Raw genomic sequence first — 21,392 nt, forward strand, 5'->3', positions numbered from 1 at the left:
GGCGGGTCTGCAGGGTATGGAGGTGCCGTTGCGGGTCGCGGTGATGGGGTGTGTGGTCAATGGTCCGGGTGAGGCGCGTGAGGCGGATCTGGGTGTGGCTTCGGGCAATGGCAAGGGGCAGATCTTTGTGAAGGGCGAGGTGATCAAGACCGTGCCCGAGTCGAAGATCGTGGAGACCCTGATCGACGAGGCCATGAAGATCGCCGAGCAGATGGAGAAGGACGGGGCCCGTTCGGGTACCCCCGAGGTCACCGTGAGCTGATACACGCAGATACGCAAGGAGGGGATCCGCGCATGCCACTACTGGAGCGCGTCCGGGGCCCGCGTGACCTCAAGGCGCTGACCGAGGGACAGCTGACCGAACTGGCGGAGGAGATCCGTCAGTTCCTGATCACCGCAGTGGCCAGAACCGGCGGACACCTGGGCCCCAACCTCGGTGTCGTCGAGCTGTCCATAGCGCTGCACCGCGTCTTCGACTCGCCCGTGGACCGGGTCCTGTGGGACACCGGGCACCAGTCCTACGTCCACAAACTGCTCACCGGCCGCCAGGACTTCTCCAAGCTCCGCGGCAAGGGCGGGCTGTCCGGTTACCCGTCGCGCGCCGAGTCCGAGCACGACGTCATCGAGAACAGCCACGCCTCCACCGCCCTGGGCTGGGCCGACGGCCTGGCCAAGGCCAACGAGGTGCTCGGCCGCACCGACCGGCATGTCGTCGCGGTCATCGGCGACGGCGCGCTGACCGGCGGCATGGCCTGGGAGGCGCTCAACAACATCGCCGCCGCCCGGGACCGCCCGCTGATCATCGTCGTCAACGACAACGAGCGCTCCTACGCGCCCACCATCGGCGGCCTCGCCAACCACCTGGCCACCCTCCGCACCACCGACGGTTACGAGCGCGTCCTGGCCTGGGGCAAGGACGTACTGCAGCGCACGCCCGTGGTCGGCCAGCCGCTGTACGAGTCGCTGCACGGCGCCAAGAAGGGCTTCAAGGACGCTTTCGCGCCGCAGGGCATGTTCGAGGACCTGGGCCTGAAGTACGTCGGCCCCATCGACGGACACGACATCGCGGCCGTCGAATCCGCCCTGCGCCGCGCCCGGCGCTTCCACGGCCCGGTCCTCGTCCACTGCCTCACCCAGAAGGGCCGCGGCTACCGGCCCGCGCTGGAGGACGAGGCCGACCGCTTCCACACGGTCGGCGCCATGGACCCGCTGACCTGCGCGCCCCTCGCGCCCTCCGGCGGCCGGTCGTGGACCTCGGTGTTCGGCGAGGAGATGGTACGGATCGGCGCCGAGCGCCCCGACGTGGTGGCGATCACCGCCGCGATGCTGGACCCGGTCGGCCTGACCGAGTTCGCCCGGGCGTATCCGCGGCGGGTGTGGGACGTCGGCATCGCCGAGCAGCACGCCGCGGTCTCCGCTGCCGGGCTCGCGACCGGCGGGCTGCACCCGGTCTTCGCCGTCTACGCCACCTTCCTCAACCGCGCCTTCGACCAGCTGCTGATGGACGTCGCGCTGCACAAGTGCGGGGTGACCTTCGTCCTGGACCGCGCGGGCGTCACCGGCACCGACGGGCCCAGCCACAACGGCATGTGGGACATGTCCCTGCTGCAGGTGGTGCCGGGCCTGCGGGTCGCCGCCCCGCGCGACGCGGACCAGCTGCGCGCCCAGCTGCGCGAGGCGCTCGACGTGGCCGACGCGCCGACCGTCATCCGCTTCCCGAAGGAGTCGGTGGGCGACCCGGTCCCGGCGCTCGGCCGCGTCGGCGGCATGGATGTGCTGCGACACGCAGGGCCCGAGCCGGCCGACCAGGGCGGCGGCGGTGATGTGCTGCTGGTCGTGGCCGGGGTGATGGCCCAGGTCGGCCTGACCGCCGCCGAGCTGCTGGCCGAGCGCGGCATCGGCTGCACCGTCGTCGACCCGCGCTGGGTCAAGCCTGTCGACCCCGCCCTGCCGGGGCTGGCGGCGCGCCACCGCGCCGTGGCCGTCGTCGAGGACAACAGCCGCACGGGCGGAGTGGGGGCGGCGGTCGCGCAGGCGCTGCGCGACGCCGAGGTGGATCTGCCGGTGCGCACCTTCGGCATCCCCGAGGCGTTCCTGGCGCATGCCAAGCGCGGGGAGGTGCTGGCCGACATCGGGCTCACCCCCGCCGAGATCGCGGGCCGGATCGGGGCGGCCCTGGCCCGTATCGACGCATCCGTCACCGCGCCCGTCACCGCCCCCGGTGCCACCGCGCCCGTCACCGTCCCCGCCACCGGCGCCGGGCGGCGCGCGGCCACCGCCCGCTCGGCCCCGCCCGCGGCCCGCAAGGAGAAGGACGCATGACAGCAGCCGAGCAGCGATCGGGCTTCGACCTCGGGAAGCTCCTGGCCGAGCGCGGATCCGAGCGGTACGACCTGCACGCCCGGCACCTCAACCACCAGCTGCCGCGCATGCTGCACACCATCGGCTTCGACAAGGTCTACGAGCGGGCCGAGGGCGCGTACTTCTGGGACGACGAGGACCGGGACTACCTCGATATGCTCGCCGGCTTCGGGGTGATGGGTTTGGGCCGTCACCACCCGGTCGTCCGCAAGGCGCTGCACGACGTCCTGGACGCCCAGCTGGCCGATCTGACCCGCTTCGACTGTCAGCCGCTGCCCGGCCTGCTCGCCGAGAAGCTGCTCGGCCACACCCCGCATCTGGACCGGGTCTTCTTCGGCAACAGCGGCACGGAGGCGGTGGAGACCGCCTTGAAGTTCGCCCGGTACGCGACGGGCAAGCCGCGCGTCCTGTACTGCGCGCACGCCTTCCACGGCCTGACGACCGGTTCGCTGTCGGTCAACGGAGAGGACTCCTTCCGTAAGGGGTTCGCCCCGCTGCTGCCGGACACCGCGATTCCACTCGGCGACCTGGCCGCGCTGGAGCGGGAGCTCAGACGCGGCGATGTGGCCGGGTTCGTCGTCGAGCCGATCCAGGGCAAGGGCGTCCACGAGACCCCGCCCGGCTATCTGCGCGCCGCCCAGGAGCTGCTGCGGAGGCACAAGGCGCTGCTGATCGCCGACGAGGTGCAGACGGGGCTCGGCCGGACCGGGGACTTCTTCGCGTACCAGCACGAGGCGGGCGTGGAGCCGGACCTGGTGTGCGTGGCCAAGGCCCTGTCGGGCGGCTATGTGCCCGTCGGCGCGACGCTCGGCAAGGACTGGATCTTCAAGCGCGTCTATTCGTCGATGGACCGGGTGCTGGTCCACTCGGCGAGCTTCGGCGCCAACGCGCAGGCGATGGCGGCGGGGCTGGCCGTCCTCGCGGTCATGGAGGACGAGAAGGTCGTCGAGAACGCCCGGCACACCGGCGACCTGCTGCGCACCCGCCTCGCCGCGCTGGTGGACCGCTACGAGCTGCTCCATGAGGTGCGCGGGCGCGGGCTGATGATCGGCATTGAGTTCGGGAAGCCGACCTCGCTGGGGCTGCGCAGCCGCTGGGCGATGCTGCAGGCGGCCCGCAAGGGGCTGTTCGCGCAGATGGTGGTGGTGCCGCTGCTGCAGCGGCACCGCATCCTCACCCAGGTCTCCGGCGACCATCTGGAGGTGATCAAGCTGATTCCGCCGCTGATCATCGGGGAGCGGGAAGTGGACCGCTTCGTCGAGGCGTTCACGGCCGTCATGGACGACGCGCACGGGGGCGGCGGGCTCATGTGGGACTTCGGGCGGACGCTCGTCAAGCAGGCGATGGCCCACCGCTGACCGCCCCCGGGCGGCCGGCGGCGGCCCCGGCCCCGCCGGCTCCAGTGCCTCAGTCGCCTCAGTTGGCGAGCAGCCGCTCCCGCAGCCGCTCCCGCTTGGCCGCATCGAGCCCGAGCCCCCGGGCGAGGTACGTCTCGGTGTCGCCCCAGGTCTCCTCGATGGCCTCGAAAGCGGCCGCCAGATACTCGGCGCGGGCGTCGAAGAGCGGTGCGAGCAGCGCCATGACCTCGGGGGACATCCCGTCCTCGGCGTGTGAGGCGCGCCACACCTTATAGCGGCGGTGGGCGGCGGCCGACTCCAGGTAGTCGGCCTCAATGGCGTCCCGCTCCACACGGAGGGCCAGCAGGGTCACCGCGATCGACAGGCCCGCGCGGTCCTTGCCGGCCGAACAGTGCATCAGCGCGGGCGCGCCGCCGTCCGCGAGCTCGTCGAGCACCCGGCTGTGCTCGGTGGTACGGGTGGTGATGGTCAACCGGTACGAGTCGATCATCCGCTGCGCCGCCCGCCCCTCGCCGAGCATGTTGCGCAGGGTGGCCAGATTCCCCTCGCGGACCATGGTCCAGAACCCGGTGCCGTCGGCCGGATCGGACAGCGGGAGGTTGACGGTCCGCACGCCCGGGAGCGCCACATCCAGGCCCTCGAGTTTGATGTCGGCGGAGTTCCGGAAGTCGAAGACGGTGTGCAGCCCGAGCGAGCCGAGGAACGCGGCGTCGCTGTCGGAGGCATGCGCCAGATGGCCGCTGCGGAACAGTACGCCACGCCCCACGCGCCGCCCGTCGACGGTCGGCAGACCGCCCACGTCCCGGAAGTTGCGCACCCCCGTGAGCTCGGGCTCGGTCGACGGGACCTGCGGCGTCTGCTGCGTCACGGGCGCTCCTTCGGCTCGGCCGCCGGCGCCGCTCATCGGCGAGGCGGACTGTGCTGACCATACGACATACGTGTGCGGGGGCGACTGGGCCGCGACCGGACCGCGACCGGGCAGCGCTCGGTCGGTGATTCGTCGGGTCGACGGGCACTCCGGGCATTGCGCGCCGGGTGCACTGCCCCGATGATGTTCCAGTCTGTGCGGAATTGGGGAGAGTGATGATCGAAATCGGTGGTAGTGGTCGGATCTGGCTGCTGTCGGGGCGGAGCAGCAGCTATGCGCTGCACCTCACGGAGGATGACGAGTTGCTTCACCTCCACTGGGGCGCGCGCATCGCGCTCCCCGACGCGGAGGCGCTCGCTGCTGAATCCGTCCCCGCCTCATGGGGGTTCGAATCACCTCTGGACGGGCGCGAAGAGTTCCCGGTGGAAGGCGGGCCCCGCTTCGTACGCCCCGCCCTGTCGGTGCGGTCGCAGGATGTCAGGGGCACCGAGTGGCGCTTCGAGCGGGGCGTGGTGGCCGACTCCGGGGAGGAGCTGCGGCTCCACTTCCACGACCCGCTGCACCACCTCGCCCTCACCCTCCACTACCGGATGCGTGACGACTTCGACGTGATCGAGCGCTGGACCACCGCGGCCCACGCGGGCGGCCCGGACGACGCCCCGCTGGAACTGCTGCGCATCGACTCCGCCGCCTGGTCCCTCCCGGCGCGCGACCGCTGGCGGCTGACCCATCTGTACGGGCGCTGGGCCGCCGAGAGCCAGCTGGCGCGCACCGACCTCACGCCCGGCGAGAAGGTGCTCGGCAGCCGCCGCGGCCACACCAGCCACCAGCATCTGCCCTGGATAGCCCTGGACTCCGGCGAGGCCACCGAAGAACACGGCGAGGTGCACAGCTGCGCCCTCGCCTGGTCCGGGTCCTGGCGGATCGCCGTCCAGCGGCTGCCCATCGGCGCGGTGCAGGCGGTCGGCGGCGTCGGCCACGACGACTCGGGCCAGCTGAGCCTGGCGCCCGGCGAGTCCTTCACCACCCCCGCCTTCGCGGGCCTGTGGACCGACGGCGGGTTCGGCGCCGCCAGCCGGGCCTGGCACGCCTGGCAGCTGGCCCATGTGATCCCCGGCGCCGACGGGCACCGGCCGGTGCTCTTCAACTCCTGGGAGGCTACCTTCTTCGACGTCAGCGAGGAGCAGCAGCGGGGGCTCGCCCGACGCGCCGCCGACATGGGCGTGGAGCTGTTCGTCGTCGACGACGGCTGGTTCGGGGCGCGCACCCACGACCGCGCCGGGCTCGGCGACTGGACCCCCAACCTCGACCGCTTCCCCGGCGGGCTGAAGCCGCTGGCGGACGAGGTGCACGGGCTGGGCATGCAGTTCGGGATCTGGGTCGAGCCGGAGATGGTCAACGCCGACAGCGACCTCTACCGGGCCCACCCCGACTGGGTGCAGCACCACCCCGGCCGCACCCGCACCGAGTTCCGCAACCAGCTGGTGCTCAACCTCGCCCGGCCCGACGTACGCGAGCACCTGTGGGAGCGGCTGGACACCCTGCTGTCCAGCGCGCCCATCGACTATGTGAAATGGGACTTCAACCGGTCCTTCTCGGACGCGGGGTGGCCGGGCGACCCGTACCCCCAGCGGCTGTGGATCGAGCATGTGCGCGGGCTGTACGAGCTCCTGGGGCGCCTGCGGGCCGCACACCCGGACGTCGCCTTCGAGTCCTGCTCGGGCGGCGGCGGCCGGATCGACCTGGGCATCCTCGGCCTCACCGACCAGGTGTGGACCTCGGACAACACCGACCCGCTGGACCGGCTGCCCATCCAGCACGGCTTCAGCCAGCTGCACCCGGCCCGCGTCATGGCCGCCTGGGTCACCGACACCCCCAACACCCTGGGCAATCAGCGCATCACCTCGCTGCGCTTCCGCTTCGTCAGCGCGATGGCCGGCGTGCTGGGGGTGGGCGGCGATCTGAGCCGATGGAGCGAGGAGGAACTCGCCGAGGCGCGCGACTGGGTGGCGCTCTACAAGCGCATCCGGCCCGTCGTCCAGCACGGCGAGCTGTACCGGCTGCGGCCGCCGGGGGACGGCGGACTCACCGCCGTGCAGTATGTGCGCGGCGAGGAGACCGTGGTGCTGGCCTGGCTGCACGCGCAGAGCCTCGGCGAGCGGCAGCCCAGGCTGCGACTGCGCGGACTCGACCCCGAGAGCCGGTACGAGGACCTGGAGACCGGGACGGTCCACCGGGGGGCCGTGCTCGGCCACCACGGCCTCGAGACCGGACTGCGTCGCGACCTGGACGCCGCCGTATTCCACCTTCGGCGGATCTGACCAGGTGGGATAGATCACCCCTCGTCAACCCCTGCCTACGGTGGCGTAGGTCACTGGCCAGGGAGGAGGATGTCGGGACGTGGCAGACGATGCGAAGAGACTCAACAGCGGTGTGATCGGGGCGTACGCCGCCATCGGGGACAGCTTCACCGAAGGCGTCGGCGACCCGGGCCCCGAAGGCGTTTTCATCGGCTGGGCGGACCGGCTGGCCGTCCTGCTCTCCGACCGGCACTCCGGAGCCGGGCCCACCGGCGGCCCGGCTCCGGCCGACTTCCGCTACGCCAACCTCGCCGTGCGGGGCCGGCTCCTCGACCAGATCGTCGAGGATCAGGTCCCGCGCGCGACGGCGCTCGGCCCCGATCTGGTGACCTTCTGCGCGGGCGGCAACGACATCCTGCGGCCCGGCAGCGACCCCGACGACGTCGCCGAGCGCTACGAGGCGGCCGTGGCCCGGCTCACCTCCAGCGTCGGCACGGTGCTGCTGTGCACCGGGTTCGACACCCGCGGCGTGCCGGTGCTGCGCCATCTGCGCGGCAAGATCGCCATGTATTCGGCCCATGTGCGGGCGATCGCCGACCGGTACCAGTGCCCGGTGCTCGATCTGTGGTCGCTGCGCTCCGTACAGGACCGGCGCGCCTGGAGCGATGACCGGCTCCACCTGTCGGCCGACGGACACACCCGGGTCGCGCTGCGCGCCGCCCAGGTGCTCGGCCTCGACGTGCCGGCCGACCCGGACCAGCCGTGGCCGCCGGAGGGGCCGCGCACGGCCGCCGAGGTGCGCCGGGACAACCTCCACTGGGCACGCGAACACCTGGTGCCCTGGATCGGCCGACGGCTGCGCGGGGAGTCGTCGGGAGACCATGTGGAACCCAAGCGGCCGGACCTGCTGCCGCTGCGGCACTGAAAGCTCCCCCAGGGAAGTCTCAGGAGAGCCCGAAGAGAAGCGACGAGAAACAGCGGCCGAAACAGCGGAGAGAATCAGCGAAGACGAAGCGGGGTCGCGCCAGGGGAGCCTAAACTAGGTAGGCCCACACGGCGCGGCCCGTGCCGTCGGCGTCCGGTCTGACGCCCCATGCCTCGGACAGGGCCTCGACCAGCATCAGCCCGCGGCCGCCCTCCTGGTCCACGCTCACCGACCGGGCCTGTGGCTCCGTGCGCGCACACCCTTGGTCGGCCACTTCCAACCGCAAGCGCTTGCTCATGAGCTGCATCGTGCACCGGACCTCCTCACTGGAGGTGTGGCGTACGGCGTTGGTGAAGAGCTCGGAGACGACCAACTCGGCGTTGTCGCACATCTCCTGCCCGGCGCCCCATGAGCACAGTCGCAGCACGACCAGCCTTCTCGCCTCCGCGACGGAAGTGCTCAGTGCCGGAAGACGAAACGCGTCCTGCAGGCACGGAGCGGAGAGCGAGCCGCTGCGCCCTAACCGGAGAGCCTCATAGGAAGGAGCCACGTCGCCACTATGCTCTGCGCCACTCGCGTATGGCAAGGTTCAATCTGTAAATTGCAGAATCGAAGAGACAGTCTGTTGCTGAGGCTGAGCGCGTGCCAGACTGCTGCGATGTGAAGGTAGTTGGAGGGGGACGGTAGTGGCGGATGGGCGAGCGGGCGGCGCCCCGACCGTCCTGAGAGTCGTGCTCGGCAAGCGGCTGCAGGACCTCAGGGAGAAGGCCGGGCTGTCATACGAGCGGGCGGGCCGCGCTCTCGACGTCACCCATGCCACGATCCGCCGCATGGAGAAGGCCGAAGTCGGCCTGAGGCTCCCGTATGTCGAGAAGCTGCTGCGCGTCTACGGGGTCACCGACCCGGAAGAGGTCGAGGGATTCCTCTCCCTCGCCCGCGAGGCCAACAAGCCCGGCTGGTGGCACCGCTTCCGGGATGTGCTGCCCGCGTGGTTCAACACCTTCGTCAGTCTGGAGGGCGAGGCCAACCTCATCCGGGCCTATGAGCCGCACTATGTCCCCGGGCTGCTGCAGACCGAGGACTACGCCCGTGCGGTGATGTGTGCCGGAATGCCGCACGCGCTCGACTCGGAGACCGAGCGCAATGTCGCCCTGCGGATGGAGCGGCAGTCCCTCCTCACGCGCCCGAACCCACCGATGCTGTGGGTGGTGATGGACGAAACGGTGCTGCGCCGTCCCATCGGCGGGCCCGAGGTCATGCGCGATCAGATCACGCGGCTCATCGAAGCCGCGGCGATGCCCAACATCAGGTTGCAGATCATGCCGTTCGACGCCGGGCCGCACCCGGCGATGTACGGCCCCTTCCATATCTTCCGGTTCCCGATCCAGGAACTGCCGGATATCGCGTACACGGAGACGCTCGTCAGCGGCTCCTACTTCGACCAGCGCGATGACGTATCGGCGTTCCTGGAGGCCTTGGACCGGATGTGTGCGCAGGCCGCGCCTGCACAGACCACTCAGGCCATTCTGAGTGGCATTCGCAAGGAGATCTGATCGATGGATCGCATTCGCAGGGACCGCGTCTACAGCGGAATGCCGGCGACGGACCTCGGCACCGAGGGCTGGCACAAGCCGTGGAGCGGTGGCAATGGGGGAAGTTGCGTCGAGGCGATGAGGCTGAAGGACGGGCGAGTGGCGCTGCGCCAGTCCACGGATCCCGACGGACCCGCCCTCATCTACACGCATCTGGAGATGAAGCGGTTCATCCAGGGTGCGAAGGCCGGCGAAGCGGATTTCCTGCTCGCCTGACGCAGCCACGGGTCACAGGGGAGTGAGTGACCGACATAAATGGAGAACGGTGTGACCGACCAAGGATTCTCCGTCCAGGAGATAAACACCAGCACGCCTCATCCGGCCCGGATGTACGACTACTACCTCGGGGGCTGGGACAACTACGAAGCCGACCGCAGAGCGGCCGACCGCATTCTCGAAGTAACACCGACCATCCGCGGCACCGCCCGTGCCAACCGGGAGTTTCTGCACCGGGCCGTGCGCACCGTCGTCGCGGGTGGGGTACGGCAGATCATCGACATCGGGACCGGCATCCCGACGTCGCCGAACACCCATGAGGTTGCCCGGGAGATCGCGCCGGAAACCCGGGTGGTCTACATCGACAACGATCCGATCGTGGCCACGCACGCGAGCGCCAAGCTGACGAACACGGGTGGCACGAGCTTCGCGCTGGGGGACGTGCGCAAGCCCACCGAGGTCCTCGACCGGCCCGCGGTGCGGGAGTTCGTCGACTTCACCGAGCCGGTGGCGCTGCTGCTGGTCGCGGTGTTGCACTTCGTCAAGGACGAGGAGGACCCGGCCGGGATCCTCGCCACCCTCACCGAACGGCTGGCTCCGGGCAGCTTTCTGGTGATCAGCCATGGCACCTTGGACTTCACCGGCCAGGCCGACATCGCCGCGGAGGTGTACCGGAAGTCCACGGCAAGCCTCAACCTGCGCGGCCACGCCGAGATCCTGCCGTTCTTCGACGGGTTTCCGCTGCTGGAGCCCGGCCTGGTCCAGGTGCCGTCATGGCGGCCGGACGGCCGCCTACCGGACAAGAGGACCCGCGCCGACGTCGGCGTCTACGGCGGGGTGGGGCGCAAGCCCTGAGCCCGTGCCGACGGCGGCCGGAATCCGCTCCAGCACCCCGCCCGCGAACACGTCGTACAGCGGCAGCGTCTCCAGGTGCACATAGCCGATGTGGCAGTCGCAGACGGCGAGCGGACAGGGGCGGGGCGCGAGGGCCGCGCGGTACGAGCCGTCGTAGAGGTTGCCCAGCTCCGCGCGGACGAAATGGCAGCGGCGCACCGTGCCGTCGCCGTCCACCGAGACCACCGAAGCGCCGGTCCGGCATCGAAGGCCGGCGCTTCGGTGCGGATGACGGCTGTAGCCGAACAGCGGGTCGAGCGCGGTCCACTCGGCCGCTTCCCCGTCCGTATAGGAGCGCCCCTCGGCGGCGTTGACCCACAGATAGACCCGCTCGGGCAGATCGGCGCGCAGCCTCCGGGCGGGCTCCAGGTGCTCGGGCAGGCCGACGATGCCGACGCTGTGGCGCACCCCGAGCGCCGTCAGCTCACGGCTCTTGGCCAGAAACCGGTCGTACGGCGTCTGGCCCGGGTGGAAGGTGCACCACAGCGCCAGGGTGTCCAGGTCGGCCTCCGCCATCCAGCCCGTACGGCAGCTCAGATTCGTCTGGATCGCCACCCGCTCGATATGCGGCAGCCGGCTGAGCTCGGTCAGCGCGCGGCGGTACCAGGAGCGCACCAGGCCCTCGCCCCACGGGGTGAACAGCACCGACAGCCGGTCCCCGGTGTTCGCCGCGGCCCACGCGGTGAAGCGCTCCAGGGCGGCCCGGTCGGCGCGCAGTTGCTCCCGGGTGTCGCGCCGCTTGGCGAACGGGCAGTACGGGCAGTCGTAGTCGCACGAGGCCAGCGGGCCCCGGTACAGGATCGTCAGGTCCACACCGGCCGCCTCACCGCAGGTCGTAGTCGGCCATGGCGGCGCGCACCGCCGGGGAGAACAGCTCGGGCCCCAGCGCGTCGGAGTGCGCCAGCCCCTCGGGGGAGAGCCGCAGCAGGCCGGGGGCGGCGTCCGGATCCAGCCAGCCGCGCTCGGCGAACCGCGCCAGCTCGGTCGGGAAGTCCTCGGCCGGGTCGGTGCCGAACCGGGCCCGGTAGCCGGCGACCGGCATGCCCTGTGCCTGCAGGACCGACTGCAGGAGATGGCGCCGCCGGGCCTCCTCGGCGGTCATGATGCGGCCCACCTCGGCGCGCGCGAAGTCGGTCGCGGGACGCGCTGTGTAGTCGTCGATGATGCCGCGGATCTCCCGCATGTCCACCGCGTAGTCGAACGAGTAGTGCAACGCGGAGGTGTACGAGCGGGCGCCGCAGCCCAGCCCGACCATGCCGTCGGTCTGGCAGGCGTAGTCCTCCCCGCCGGTCCCCGGCGCGTCCCGGCGGCGGAACATGCGCATCGACACCTGCTCATAGCCCTGGGCGAGCAGATGGTCCCGGCCCGCCCGGTACAGCCGCAGCCGCTGGGCGTCCCACTCCGCCTCCGTGGCCGCCGCGTCGCGGCGCCCCAGACCGGTCAGCGGGCGCACGTACAGCGGATACAGATACAGCTCCTCGGGGCGCCAGGCCAGGGCGGCGTCCAGCGACTGCCGCCAGCTCCGCTCGGTCTGCCCGTCGATGCCGTAGATCAGGTCGATGTTCAGCACGGGGATGCCGGCCTCGCGGACCCGCCCCAGCGCGGCCTCGACATCGGCCCGGCGCTGCGGCCGCACCGCCGAGCGCGCCTCGGCGTCCACGAAGCTCTGCACCCCCAGGCTCAGCCGGGTGGTGCCGCGCCCGGCCAGTACGGCCAGCCGGTCGGCGGTCGCGGTGGCCGGGGAGGCCTCGACCGAGAGCGGAACGGCCGCGAGATCGGCCCCCATGCGCCGGCTCGCGATATCGCACAGTCGCTCCAGCTCCGCCGCCTCCAGGAAGGTCGGCGTGCCGCCGCCGAAGGCGGCCGTGGCGAACCGGGCCCCGTTGCCGAGCGCCTCGCGGACCGTGTCCGCCTGCCGCTCCAGGGCGCCGAGATAGGCGCTCACCAGCCCCTCGGGGGCGCCGACGCGGGTGAAGAGGTTGCAGAAGCCGCAGCGCACCTCGCAAAAGGGGATGTGCAGATACAGCGACAGCGAGTCCTTGGGCTCTTCCGCCCACAGGTCGCGCAGCGCGGGGCGTGGATCCAGCGGGCGGTAGGCGGTCTTGTGCGGGTACGCGTAGACATACGACTGGTACGGGCTGACCGTGCCGGTGGTGGCGGTGGCGGTGGCGTGGCTGACGGTGGTGCTGGTGGTCATGAGGCCTCGAGGAAGAAGTGGGTGTACGGCACGGTCCAGACGACTTCATGGCCGAGCCGGTGGCCCGTGTAGCCGTCGTCTCCGTACGCGGTGCCGTGGTCGGAGCAGACGATCGCGAAGCCGGGGCCGCGACCGCTCAGCGCGGAGAACAGCCGGCCGATGTGGCGATCGACGTACTCCAGCGCGGCGGCGTGGGTGGCGCGCGAGTCGCCCGCCTCGCGGGTCGCGCCGGGCAGATGGAACCAGTTGGGCTGGTGCAGCGCCGAGACGTTGACAAAGAGGAACAGCCGTCGGGCCGGCGGCAGCCCGGCGATGACCTTCTCGGCGCACGCGACCTGCGCCTCGAAGGAGGTGGGGGACGGAACGCCGAACTCCGGCTTCCAGTGGCTCTCCTGGAAGAGGCCGGGGAGCACCGAGCCCAGCGGGCCCCGCTTGTTGAAGAACCCCACCCCGCCCACGCACACCGTGTGGTACCCGGCGGCCACGAGCCCGGACACCAGGTCCGGGGTGTCGAACACAAAGGTCCCCTCGGCGGTGGTCTCGCTGCCCGCGAACCGGGCGGCGAACAGCCGCCGGTGCGGGCCCGGCGTGGCCGGCGTGGGCAGGAACCCGGCGAACATCGCCTGGTGCGAGGCGTAGGTGAAGCTGCCGGGCGCATGCCGCTTGTCCCACACCCCGCCGGGGAGCCGGCTCGAAAGATGGGGGATTCGGCCCTCGGCCGCCAGCTCGGCCGCCACGTCGTAGCGCAGCGTGTCCAAGGTGACCAGCAGCAGATCGTGGCTGCCCACGACCTCGTTCATATCGGGCTCAGCCAAGGGCATCGGCGCCGCCCCCTCCCGCCGCTCCTCCGGCAGCCCCTGTTGCCGCCTCTTTTGCCACCGTTTTTGCCGCGGGCGTTAGCCGCCGGACCGCGGCCGCGACCTGCGCGCCGTAGGTGTCCAGGCCCTCCGCGCCGCTGCCGGGCAGGCCGGTCAGCCGGGGCAGCAGATCGCCGAAGGCGTTGACCTCGCCGATCGAGAAGCGCCGCCATCCCGTGCCGGGCAGCAGATCGACGCCGACGCACAGGGTGCCGGGGAAGCAGGCCGCCGCCCGCTCCGCCAGGCCCAGCACCTCGCCCCAGGACACCCCGGCCGCCTCCGCCGCGGCGCGCGCGGCGGCCAGATCGCCGCGGATGCCGCCGAGGTGGAGGTTGGTCATGGGGGAGCGGCTGGTGCGCACCACGGCGTGGCTCGCCCGCCCGTCGACCACCACGACCCGCAGGTCGGCGGCGCGGCCGTGCTGCGCCGCCTTGGGCACCCAGCGCTCAATGTGCAGCCCGTCGGGGGCCAGCGTGTCGACGATCGCGGCGATCTCGGCCTCCGTCTCGTACCGGCGCACCCGCAGGGAGTTGAAGAGCCGCCCGTCGGCCGTGCGCTCGACCGAGGTCGCCGCGCGCACCCGGCCGTGCGCACCCCATTCGACGGCGAGCACCCCGGAGGCGGACGAGCCGTGCGCGAGCTTCACAAAGGCGCGGCGCAGCCCGCCGGAGCCGGCCAGCAGCGCCCGTACGTCCTCCCAGCCGCGGACGGGCGGCGCCTGGGGACCGGAGGTCGGCGACGGCGGCACCGGGACCCCGGCCTCGCTCAGCACGCCGTGGCACAGCCGCTTGTCGAACATGATGGCCAGCTCGTCCGGATCGTCGAGCATCACCGCGCCCGCCGTACGGGCCGCCTCGGCGACCTGGCGCACGGCGCCGGTGAACCGGGCGTACCAGTGCGCGGTGCCCTCGACGCGGGTCGGGTCGGCGGCGCCGCGCAGCAGCAGCTCGACCTCCTCGTCCTCGCCCGGGGAGTCCAGCCGCACCGTCTCGCCCGGCTCGAACCGGGGCCTGCTGTCGTACAGCACCTCGCGCCAGGGCAGCACCCGGGGCGCGGGCAGGCCCGCGGCCAGCACGGCGTCCGCGAACATCTCCACCCGGCGGCCCCCGGGGTTGCCGATCACCGCGAAGCGCACGTCGTGGCGCACGTCATTCGGAGACGGCGACATAGCGGTGCTCCTCGTTGCTGTCGTCCCACTCGAACCTCTGCGCCCGTTGCTGCTCCGAGAGGTCCACCTCGACCCCGCTCGACTCCAGCGCGTCGCGCACCCGCTGCGCCAGCTTCTCGCTCAGGTAGTGGTGGTGGAGGTCGAGCAGCATGAGATGGGTCAGCGGCTGACCGCCCAGCAGGGCCTCGGCCCCCACGTCGGTCAGCACGCCCATGGACAGGTCGAGGGAGGTGAGCTGGGCGACGACGGGAGCGGCGGCGACGGCGGCGGCTATCTCGTCCTGGATCTCGCTGTTCTGCAGGCCCAGATGGCTCAGCTCGGGGAAGCGGCCGCCGGCCAGCAGCGGGGCGAGGTCGGCGAGGGTCGCGTCGCCGCCGTACTGGTCGATCCCCAGCCACAGCGCGAGGTGCTCCAGCCGGGGGAGTTCGCTGTCGCAGACGGCCCGGACGACCGAGGCGGGCAGACCGCCCGACTCGAACCGCAGCCTCCGCAGCCGCTCATGGCGCACGGGGCGGAAGGCCAGCGCCTCCTCGGGCCCCCCGTAGCCGCAGCCGCGCACCACGAACTCCTCGAGCAGCGGGTACGCCTCGACCACGGGCGTGACGTCGGCCATCTCCAGCCACGACAGCTCGCACTGCTCGCCCGTCACATCGCCGATGAACAGCGACCGCAGCGCCGGCAGCCGCCCGGCCGACTCCGTCAGCAGGTCGAGCACCGGCCGCACGTTCTCGTATCCCCCTTCACCCCACCAGGCGCCGATGACGATCGCACGGATCCGGTCCGCCGGGACGGTTTCCAAGAACTCCCGCCACAGCTGCTCGAAGGTCCGGTCCTCGCCGAAGTCGCTGGCCAGCCGCCAGGCGACGGCGTCGGCGGGCGGCAGGTCGGTCGCGTCGGTCCCGGACCCGGCGAAGTCGGCGACGGGGAGACCCGCGAAGGACTCCAGGAGTTCGCTGATCATGAGGCGGTGCGGTCCTTTCGGTCGTCGTGGGGCACGGCGGTCGAGGTCTTGGGCAAGGGGGGCGTCACTCGGAGACCGCGGTGTAACGCCACACCTGGACCTCTCGGTCGTCCTCCTCCTCGTCCTCGTCGCCCTTCTCGGAGAGGTCGAGCTCCACGCCGGAGGGCTCCAGGGCCTCGCGCAGCCGCTCCTCCATCGCCTCGGAGAAGAAGTTGTAGTGCAGATCGAGCGTCTTGAGATGGGTCAGCGGCTGGCCTTCGAGCAGGGCCTCGGCGCCCGTGTCCGTCAGCACGCCCATGGACAGGCTCAGGGAGGTGAGCTGGGCGACGATGGGGGCGGCGGCGACGGCGGTGGCTATCTCGTCCTGGATCTCGCTGTTCTGCAGCCCCAGGTGGCGCAGTGCGGGGAAGCGGCCCCCCGAGAGGAGCCCGCCGAGATCCGCGACGGTCGCGTCGCCCCCGTACTCGCTCACCCCCAGCCACATCTCCAGCCGCTCCAGCGCGGGCAGTTCGCTGTCGCAGACGCCGCGCACCGCCGCGCCGGGCAGCCCGCCGCTCTCGAAGCAGAGCGTGTGCAGGTGCTCGTGGGTGACGGCGGGGAAGGACAGCTTCATGCCGCCGCGGATCTTCAGCTCCCGCAGCCGGGGGAAGGCGTCCAGGACCGGGGTGACGTCGGACTGTTCGATCCAGGAGATCTCGGCCTGCTCCGCGTCGATGTCGCCGATGAAGACCGCGTCGAGGGCGGGGAACCGGTCCTTGGCGGCGACAAGCGGCTCGATGACCGCGCTGGAGTCGTCCACGTATGTCTCGCCCCACATGCCGAAGATCAGCGCCCGCACGCGGGAGGTGTCCACCGTGTCCAGGAACCGCTGGAAGCGGCCGGCGTAGCCGCCGTCCGAATCCGAGTCGCCGTAAGGGTCGTGGGAGAGCCTCCATGCCACGGTCTCCGGCTCGGGGAGCTCCCGCTTCTGGTCGGGCGACGGGAAGTCGAAGGCCGGGAGGCCGTGCAGTTGCTCGTGGTTTTCGGCGTAGTCCATGCCGGGAGATCTCCTGATGCTTCGAGTGGGCGTGCCCGTTTCCGAACGACGTGCGAAGAGTTCTACCAAGCCCCACCGACAGCGGTGGCGGCGGGCGTTGTCCAAGCGTTGTCAGACCCCGCGCCTAACGTCGTGGACATTGACCGGCCCCCGTACCAGCGGTGGGTCCGGACGCTGCTGTGCGGTGAAAAAGGAGAAGCGCATGTACCGCCAGGGAGACGTGCTGATCGTGCCGGTGGCCGAGGAGGCACTGCTGCCGAACACCGAAGCGCTGCCGCGGCAGCCGCGGGACCCGCGGGGGCGGCTGGTGCTGGCGCTGGGCGAGGTGACCGGACACGCCCATGCGGTGGTCGGGCCGGGCACGCTGGTGCGCGAGTCGGGGCCGTTCGGCGTGTCGTACCTCCATCTGCCCGACGGCGGGAGGGTGGTGCACGAGGAACACGCGGCGATACCGCTGCCCAAGGGGTGGTACCGCGTGGTGCGGCAGCGGGAGTACGTGCCGGGCGCCGTGCGCGTGGTGGCGGACTGAGAACCGGAACTGGGAAACGGGAGACGAAAACCATGAGCTCCATGACGACGGCATCGGACATCGCGGGGCCGGGCAGCACGGAATCCGACGTCGCGGGTCCGGACGGCATCGCCGGTTCGGGCAGCGCGGAAACCCTGAGCCCGGTCGAGCGGTGGCGGGCGGTGGCCGCGGCCACGGGCCCGGCCGACCGCCGGGCCGCGGAGGAGGGCGTGCTGCTGGCCTACGACGCGGCCGGGGCGGCGCGCCCGGAGCGGATCGTGTGGGTCGACTCCCCACGGGAGGGCACGGCGGCGGCGATGCTGCTGACCGGCCGGGATGGCGCACTGCCGCGGGAGATCGCGGACCGGGCGGCCGGCGCGCTGCGCGCGGCGGGGGTCGAGCCGGTGGCGGGCGCGGCGGGCGCCTGTGTCCGGGAGGCGGTGCGCACCCTTCCGTGGGCGGCCGCGCGACAGCGGCTGCACGGCGCGCTCGGCAGCTCCGGCTGGGCCGAGCGATGGGCCCTGACCGGCGCGCCGCTGTGGGATGTCACCCGCTCCCTCACCGAGCGTGTCCGCACCGGAATCGTCGAGGCCCTGGCGGCGGGGTCGGACCGGGACCAGGAGTCCGCCGTCCGGCTGGCCATGCTGGACGCGGTGCTCGGCCAGCACGACGCGCCGTGGCTGGCGGCGGTGACCGAAGAGGGCGATGCCGGCTCGGCCGAGGGCGCGGAGGGCGGCGAGCTCGCCGGCCAGGCCGCGGTGGCGCGGTCCGCGGGGTGGTGGTGGCCGTACGAGAAGGCCGTGGTCATCGCCGAGCGTCCGGTCACGCTGCACCGCGACGAGGCGGGCCGCCTCGACAGCGGCACCGGGCCCGCGCTGGCCTACCCCGACGGCTTCGCGCTGTACGCGTGGCGGGGCATGCCGGTGCCCGCGGCCTTCCTCGAGCAGCTGTCCGAGCTCACCGCCGAGCGCATCCGCACCGAGGAGAACGCGGAGCTGCGCCGCGTCATGCTGGAGCACTACGGCTACGACCGCTATCTCACCGAGTCCGGGGCGCGGCCGGTGCACCGCGATGAGACCGGGGTGCTGTGGCGCATCGAGATGGCCGGGGACGAGCCGGTGACCATGGTCGAGGTGGTCAATTCCACGCCGGAGCCGGACGGTACGCATCGCACGTACTGGCTGCGCGTGCCGCCGCACACCGCCTCTGCCCGTGAGGGCGTCGCCTGGACCTTCGGCCTGGACGCCGACGGGTACGCCCCCAAGCGCCAGACCTGATCCGGGCACCATGACCCCGCACGACGCCATGGTCAACCAGCGGGGCTTCGGCGAGACGATCCGCAGCATCAACGGCAGCGTCGAGTGCAACGGCGGAAACCCCGGCCAGGCGCAGAGCCGGATCGACGCCTATCAGAGGTTCGTCCAGATACTGGGGACCGCCCCCGGATCCAACCTCAGCTGCTGATCAGCGAAACCCAGCGGAACAAGTTCAGCGGTCTCGCGAGTTGTCCAAGCAGCGCGGCGGTCCCCGCCGCGCTGCCACACCGCAGACCGTACGGGGGTATCCGCCCCCTCACCCAGGAGGTGCCGTGACCGGCCCCAGCCAGAAACGTGCCCGGCTCGCCTCCACCCTGCGCCCCGCCGCCTTCGGGGCTGACCCGGCCGGTGAGCGGATGGAGCGCATCCGCCGGTCGCCGAACTTCGCGAACGGCGTGTTCGTGAACCCGGTGGGCGCCCGCATCGCGCCGTCCGGCTCCATGCTGAAGCTCCTGCCCACGTACTTCCGCAAGGAGGAGCGCGTCCGCCGGGCCCCCGCCGGGCCCGTGCCGGTGCACCCCACCACCCTCGCCGACCTGGCCGCGCCGCCCGCCTCCGGGCTGCGGCTGACCTGGATGGGCCACTCGACCGTGCTGGCGGAGATCGACGGGCGGCGGGTGCTGTTCGACCCGGTGTGGGGCGAGCGCTGCTCGCCCTTCTCCTTCGCGGGGCCGAAGCGGATCCACCCGGCGCCGGTGCCGCTGCGCGAGCTGGGGCCGGTCGATGTGGTGGTGATCTCCCACGACCACTACGACCACCTGGACATGCCGACCATCCGCGCCCTGGTGCGGTCGGAGGCGGCGTTCGTGGTGCCGCTGGGCGTCGGCGCCCATCTGGAGCGCTGGGGCGTGCCCGAGCGGCGGATGACCGAGCTGGACTGGCGCGAGTCGACGGAGGTGGCCGGCCTGCGGCTCACCGCCACCCCGGCCCGCCACTTCTGCGGTCGCGCGCTGCGCAACACCCAGCACACACTGTGGGCCTCCTGGGTGGTGGCCGGGCCGGAGCACCGCGTCTACCACAGCGGGGACACCGGCTACTTCCCCGGTTTCGCGGAGATCGGGGAGGCGTACGGGCCGTTCGACGCGACCATGATCCAGATCGGCGCCTACAGCGACTTCTGGCCCGATATCCATATGACCCCCGAGGAGGGCCTGCGGGCGCATGTCGATCTCCAGGGCGGCGAGCCGGACCGGGGGATCATGCTCCCGATCCACTGGGGCACCTTCAATCTCGCCCCGCACCCCTGGGAGGAGCCGGCCGAGGGCACGCTGACCGCCGCGCGGGCGGCCGGCGCGCGGGTGGCCGTGCCCCGGCCGGGAGAGCCGTTCGAGCCGGTGGCGGGGCTGCCGCTGGATCCGTGGTGGCGGGCGATCGCGGCGCGACCGGCGGCGAGTGCGGTGGCCTCGGCGGCGGTCTCGCCGCAGGTGCCTGGCCCAAGCGCCGCGGCGTCCGGCGGCGGCCCCGGTGACCAGGCCGGCGGCCCGGGCGCCGCGATCCCGATGCCCCAGGCGTAATCTGCCGAGGTAAACCCCGGGCGCAGCACGTCACTTGGCCGCGCGCCGTGCGGCCGCTGTCTTCGGTTCTTCGTTCATCACCCTTGTCGCGGACATGGCGCGCTCGATTCAATGGTTAGGAAAGGTTCCTATCGGATCGCTCTTCATGACGACCCGTGCGCGCTTCCCCCGCAGACGACAGGGAACGGAGATCCACATGTCCAAGAGGATCGGTCTCGTGGCCGCCGCCGTAGCCGTCCCGGCGGCGCTCGTCCTCATCGGGGTCGGGATCGGCCGGGCCGTCGAGCACACGCCGTCGCCGGCGTCCGCGCAGGCCGGGAAGGCCGCGCAGGCCGGGAAGGCCGGAAAGGCGGAGCGCCGGGACGCCGCGGTGAAGAATCTGGACGATCCCGCGAAGAAGGAGATCGCCATGAAGCTGGTCTCCAGCGCCGAGAACTCCTCGCTGGACTGGCGCGCCCAGTTCAAGTACATCGAGGACATAGACGACGGGCGCGGCTACACCGCCGGGATCATAGGCTTCTGCTCGGGCACCGGCGACATGCTCGAACTCGTCGAGTACTACACGCAGGTCAAGCCCGGCAACGTGCTGGCCAAGTACCTGCCCGCGCTGCGCGAGGTCAACGGCAGCGACTCCCACGACGGCCTCGACCCCAACTTCACCAAGGACTGGAAGACCGCCGCCCAGGACGAGACCTTCCAGGACGCGCAGGAGCACGAGCGCGACCGCGTCTACTTCGACCCGTCCGTGAAGCAGGGCAAGTCCGACGGGCTGGGCGCGCTGGGCCAGTTCATCTACTACGACGCGATCGTCATGCACGGCCCCGGCGACAGCAAGTACAGCTTCGGCGGCATTCGCAAGACCGCCCTGTCCAAGGCCAAGCCCCCGGCGCAGGGCGGCGACGAGAAGACCTACCTCAACGCCTTCCTGGACGCCCGCAAGAAGGCCATGCGGAGCGAGGAGGCGCACAGCGACACCAGCCGGGTGGACACCGAGCAGCGGAAGTTCCTCAACGAGGGCAACCTCGGCCTCGAGCCGCCGCTGAAGTGGAAGGTGTACGGCGACCCGTTCGAGATCAGGGCGTTGGCGTGAGCCCCCGGCACACTGCTTCGCTGTGTTTCCTTTTGGGGAGTGACATGAAGTACCGCAAGGCCCTGGCCGCGGTCGCCGTGGCCATCGCCGCGGCGGGGGCGCCCCTGCTCACCGCGCCCACCGCCGGCGCCGCCGCCACCGCCAACTGGTGGGACGGGCAGATGCACACCGACGACAGGGACCCGGGCGGTCGGCTGTCGGTGTCCTTGGGGTCCTCTTGTAAAGTTTCGT

At 71.7% G+C, this 21,392-nt stretch carries 20 protein-coding genes and 1 pseudogene; 13 read left to right on the plus strand and 8 right to left on the minus strand.

Features of this window, described 5'->3' with window-relative positions; all coding sequences use genetic code 11:
- The 3 genes from PV419_RS22975 to PV419_RS22985 form a co-directional block, all read left to right on the plus strand.
- The coding region (locus tag PV419_RS22975; RefSeq protein ID WP_319691752.1) for a flavodoxin-dependent (E)-4-hydroxy-3-methylbut-2-enyl-diphosphate synthase at positions 1–262 on the plus strand (262 nt) is incomplete at its 5' end.
- 32 nt (positions 263–294) lie between these two features.
- Positions 295–2,322 carry a 1-deoxy-D-xylulose-5-phosphate synthase gene (dxs, locus tag PV419_RS22980; protein WP_319691754.1) on the plus strand — a complete coding sequence of 676 codons (2,028 nt, stop codon included), beginning with the start codon at positions 295–297 and terminating at the stop codon, positions 2,320–2,322.
- A complete protein-coding gene (locus tag PV419_RS22985; RefSeq protein WP_319691755.1) occupies positions 2,319–3,719 on the plus strand; it encodes an aspartate aminotransferase family protein in 1,401 nt (466 codons plus the stop codon). The genes dxs and PV419_RS22985 overlap by 4 nt, the downstream gene beginning before the upstream one ends.
- 58 nt (positions 3,720–3,777) lie before the next feature.
- Here PV419_RS22985 and PV419_RS22990 read toward each other — a convergent pair whose 3' ends face one another.
- Positions 3,778–4,587, minus strand: coding sequence for a tyrosine-protein phosphatase (locus PV419_RS22990; RefSeq protein ID WP_319691756.1), 810 nt, complete (start codon positions 4,585–4,587; stop codon positions 3,778–3,780).
- Between the two features lie 215 nt (positions 4,588–4,802).
- Here PV419_RS22990 and PV419_RS22995 point away from each other — a divergent pair, with 215 nt between their 5' ends.
- Both PV419_RS22995 and PV419_RS23000 read left to right on the plus strand, forming a co-directional pair.
- On the plus strand, positions 4,803–6,908 hold the full coding sequence (locus PV419_RS22995) for an alpha-galactosidase (protein WP_319691758.1): 2,106 nt from the start codon (positions 4,803–4,805) through the stop codon (positions 6,906–6,908).
- A gap of 79 nt (positions 6,909–6,987) precedes the next feature.
- Positions 6,988–7,812, plus strand: coding sequence for an SGNH/GDSL hydrolase family protein (locus PV419_RS23000; protein ID WP_319691760.1), 825 nt, complete (start codon positions 6,988–6,990; stop codon positions 7,810–7,812).
- A 109-nt stretch (positions 7,813–7,921) separates the two neighbouring features.
- Here the strand turns inward: PV419_RS23000 and PV419_RS23005 are convergent, their stop codons facing one another.
- Complete coding sequence (locus PV419_RS23005; protein WP_319692159.1) at positions 7,922–8,302, minus strand: ATP-binding protein; 381 nt, start codon at positions 8,300–8,302, stop codon at positions 7,922–7,924.
- 196 nt (positions 8,303–8,498) lie between these two features.
- Here PV419_RS23005 and PV419_RS23010 point away from each other — a divergent pair, with 196 nt between their 5' ends.
- Genes PV419_RS23010 through PV419_RS23020 form a run of 3 tightly spaced genes read left to right on the plus strand, consistent with a single transcriptional unit; the run spans position 8,499 to position 10,475 of the window.
- Complete coding sequence (locus tag PV419_RS23010; RefSeq protein WP_319691761.1) at positions 8,499–9,365, plus strand: helix-turn-helix transcriptional regulator; 867 nt, start codon at positions 8,499–8,501, stop codon at positions 9,363–9,365.
- A 3-nt stretch (positions 9,366–9,368) separates the two neighbouring features.
- Positions 9,369–9,620, plus strand: coding sequence for a DUF397 domain-containing protein (locus tag PV419_RS23015; RefSeq protein WP_319691762.1), 252 nt, complete (start codon positions 9,369–9,371; stop codon positions 9,618–9,620).
- A 39-nt stretch (positions 9,621–9,659) separates the two neighbouring features.
- Positions 9,660–10,475, plus strand: coding sequence for an SAM-dependent methyltransferase (locus PV419_RS23020; RefSeq protein WP_319691764.1), 816 nt, complete (start codon positions 9,660–9,662; stop codon positions 10,473–10,475).
- Here PV419_RS23020 and PV419_RS23025 read toward each other — a convergent pair.
- The 6 genes from PV419_RS23025 to PV419_RS23050 all read right to left on the minus strand — a co-directional run bounded on the left by PV419_RS23025 (position 10,413) and on the right by PV419_RS23050 (position 16,733).
- Positions 10,413–11,327, minus strand: a complete 915-nt coding sequence (locus tag PV419_RS23025; RefSeq protein ID WP_319691765.1) for an STM4011 family radical SAM protein — start codon at positions 11,325–11,327, stop codon at positions 10,413–10,415. The genes PV419_RS23020 and PV419_RS23025 overlap by 63 nt on opposite strands.
- A gap of 10 nt (positions 11,328–11,337) precedes the next feature.
- A complete protein-coding gene (locus PV419_RS23030) occupies positions 11,338–12,711 on the minus strand; it encodes an STM4012 family radical SAM protein (RefSeq protein ID WP_319691766.1) in 1,374 nt (457 codons plus the stop codon).
- A complete protein-coding gene (locus PV419_RS23035; protein ID WP_319692161.1) occupies positions 12,708–13,511 on the minus strand; it encodes an STM4013/SEN3800 family hydrolase in 804 nt (267 codons plus the stop codon). Before PV419_RS23035 ends, PV419_RS23030 begins: the two co-directional genes overlap by 4 nt.
- Positions 13,512–13,518: 7 nt before the next feature.
- Positions 13,519–14,736 carry an STM4014 family protein gene (locus PV419_RS23040; protein ID WP_319691768.1) on the minus strand — a complete coding sequence of 406 codons (1,218 nt, stop codon included), beginning with the start codon at positions 14,734–14,736 and terminating at the stop codon, positions 13,519–13,521.
- Positions 14,717–15,697, minus strand: a complete 981-nt coding sequence (locus PV419_RS23045; RefSeq protein ID WP_319691769.1) for an STM4015 family protein — start codon at positions 15,695–15,697, stop codon at positions 14,717–14,719. Before PV419_RS23045 ends, PV419_RS23040 begins: the two co-directional genes overlap by 20 nt.
- A gap of 64 nt (positions 15,698–15,761) precedes the next feature.
- The gene (locus PV419_RS23050) at positions 15,762–16,733 is read right to left on the minus strand and encodes an STM4015 family protein (RefSeq protein WP_319691771.1); all 972 of its coding nucleotides are present in this window, start codon (positions 16,731–16,733) and stop codon (positions 15,762–15,764) included.
- Positions 16,734–16,935: 202 nt separating this feature from the next.
- Here PV419_RS23050 and PV419_RS23055 point away from each other — a divergent pair, with 202 nt between their 5' ends.
- The 5 genes and pseudogenes from PV419_RS23055 (at position 16,936) to PV419_RS23075 (ending at position 21,161) form a co-directional block, all read left to right on the plus strand.
- Positions 16,936–17,262, plus strand: coding sequence for a hypothetical protein (locus tag PV419_RS23055; protein ID WP_319691773.1), 327 nt, complete (start codon positions 16,936–16,938; stop codon positions 17,260–17,262).
- A gap of 32 nt (positions 17,263–17,294) precedes the next feature.
- The gene (locus tag PV419_RS23060) at positions 17,295–18,518 is read left to right on the plus strand and encodes a DUF6745 domain-containing protein (protein ID WP_415925367.1); all 1,224 of its coding nucleotides are present in this window, start codon (positions 17,295–17,297) and stop codon (positions 18,516–18,518) included.
- Position 18,519: 1 nt separating this feature from the next.
- Positions 18,520–18,705 (plus strand): annotated as a pseudogene (locus tag PV419_RS23065) (glycoside hydrolase family 19 protein); the annotation flags it as partial.
- A gap of 124 nt (positions 18,706–18,829) precedes the next feature.
- The gene (locus PV419_RS23070) at positions 18,830–20,071 is read left to right on the plus strand and encodes an MBL fold metallo-hydrolase (RefSeq protein WP_319691775.1); all 1,242 of its coding nucleotides are present in this window, start codon (positions 18,830–18,832) and stop codon (positions 20,069–20,071) included.
- A 196-nt stretch (positions 20,072–20,267) separates the two neighbouring features.
- Positions 20,268–21,161, plus strand: a complete 894-nt coding sequence (locus PV419_RS23075) for a chitosanase (protein ID WP_319691777.1) — start codon at positions 20,268–20,270, stop codon at positions 21,159–21,161.
- The last annotated feature ends 231 nt before the right edge of the window (positions 21,162–21,392 follow it).

Origin of the sequence: Streptomyces sp. ME19-01-6, from assembly GCF_033793745.1 — a bacterium.
Lineage (GTDB): Bacteria > Actinomycetota > Actinomycetes > Streptomycetales > Streptomycetaceae > Streptomyces.

Coding starts and splice junctions, on each gene's coding strand:
- PV419_RS22985 (WP_319691755.1), top strand. CDS start 2,319: ATGACAGCAGCCGAGCAGCGATCGGGCTTCGACCTCGGGAAGCTCCTG.
- PV419_RS23035 (WP_319692161.1), bottom strand. CDS start 13,511: ATGAACGAGGTCGTGGGCAGCCACGATCTGCTGCTGGTCACCTTGGAC.
- PV419_RS23045 (WP_319691769.1), bottom strand. CDS start 15,697: ATGATCAGCGAACTCCTGGAGTCCTTCGCGGGTCTCCCCGTCGCCGAC.
- PV419_RS23040 (WP_319691768.1), bottom strand. CDS start 14,736: ATGTCGCCGTCTCCGAATGACGTGCGCCACGACGTGCGCTTCGCGGTG.
- dxs (WP_319691754.1), top strand. CDS start 295: ATGCCACTACTGGAGCGCGTCCGGGGCCCGCGTGACCTCAAGGCGCTG.
- PV419_RS23030 (WP_319691766.1), bottom strand. CDS start 12,711: ATGACCACCAGCACCACCGTCAGCCACGCCACCGCCACCGCCACCACC.
- PV419_RS23060 (WP_415925367.1), top strand. CDS start 17,295: ATGAGCTCCATGACGACGGCATCGGACATCGCGGGGCCGGGCAGCACG.
- PV419_RS23075 (WP_319691777.1), top strand. CDS start 20,268: ATGTCCAAGAGGATCGGTCTCGTGGCCGCCGCCGTAGCCGTCCCGGCG.
- PV419_RS22995 (WP_319691758.1), top strand. CDS start 4,803: ATGATCGAAATCGGTGGTAGTGGTCGGATCTGGCTGCTGTCGGGGCGG.
- PV419_RS23020 (WP_319691764.1), top strand. CDS start 9,660: ATGGAGAACGGTGTGACCGACCAAGGATTCTCCGTCCAGGAGATAAAC.
- PV419_RS23050 (WP_319691771.1), bottom strand. CDS start 16,733: ATGGACTACGCCGAAAACCACGAGCAACTGCACGGCCTCCCGGCCTTC.
- PV419_RS23055 (WP_319691773.1), top strand. CDS start 16,936: ATGTACCGCCAGGGAGACGTGCTGATCGTGCCGGTGGCCGAGGAGGCA.
- PV419_RS23015 (WP_319691762.1), top strand. CDS start 9,369: ATGGATCGCATTCGCAGGGACCGCGTCTACAGCGGAATGCCGGCGACG.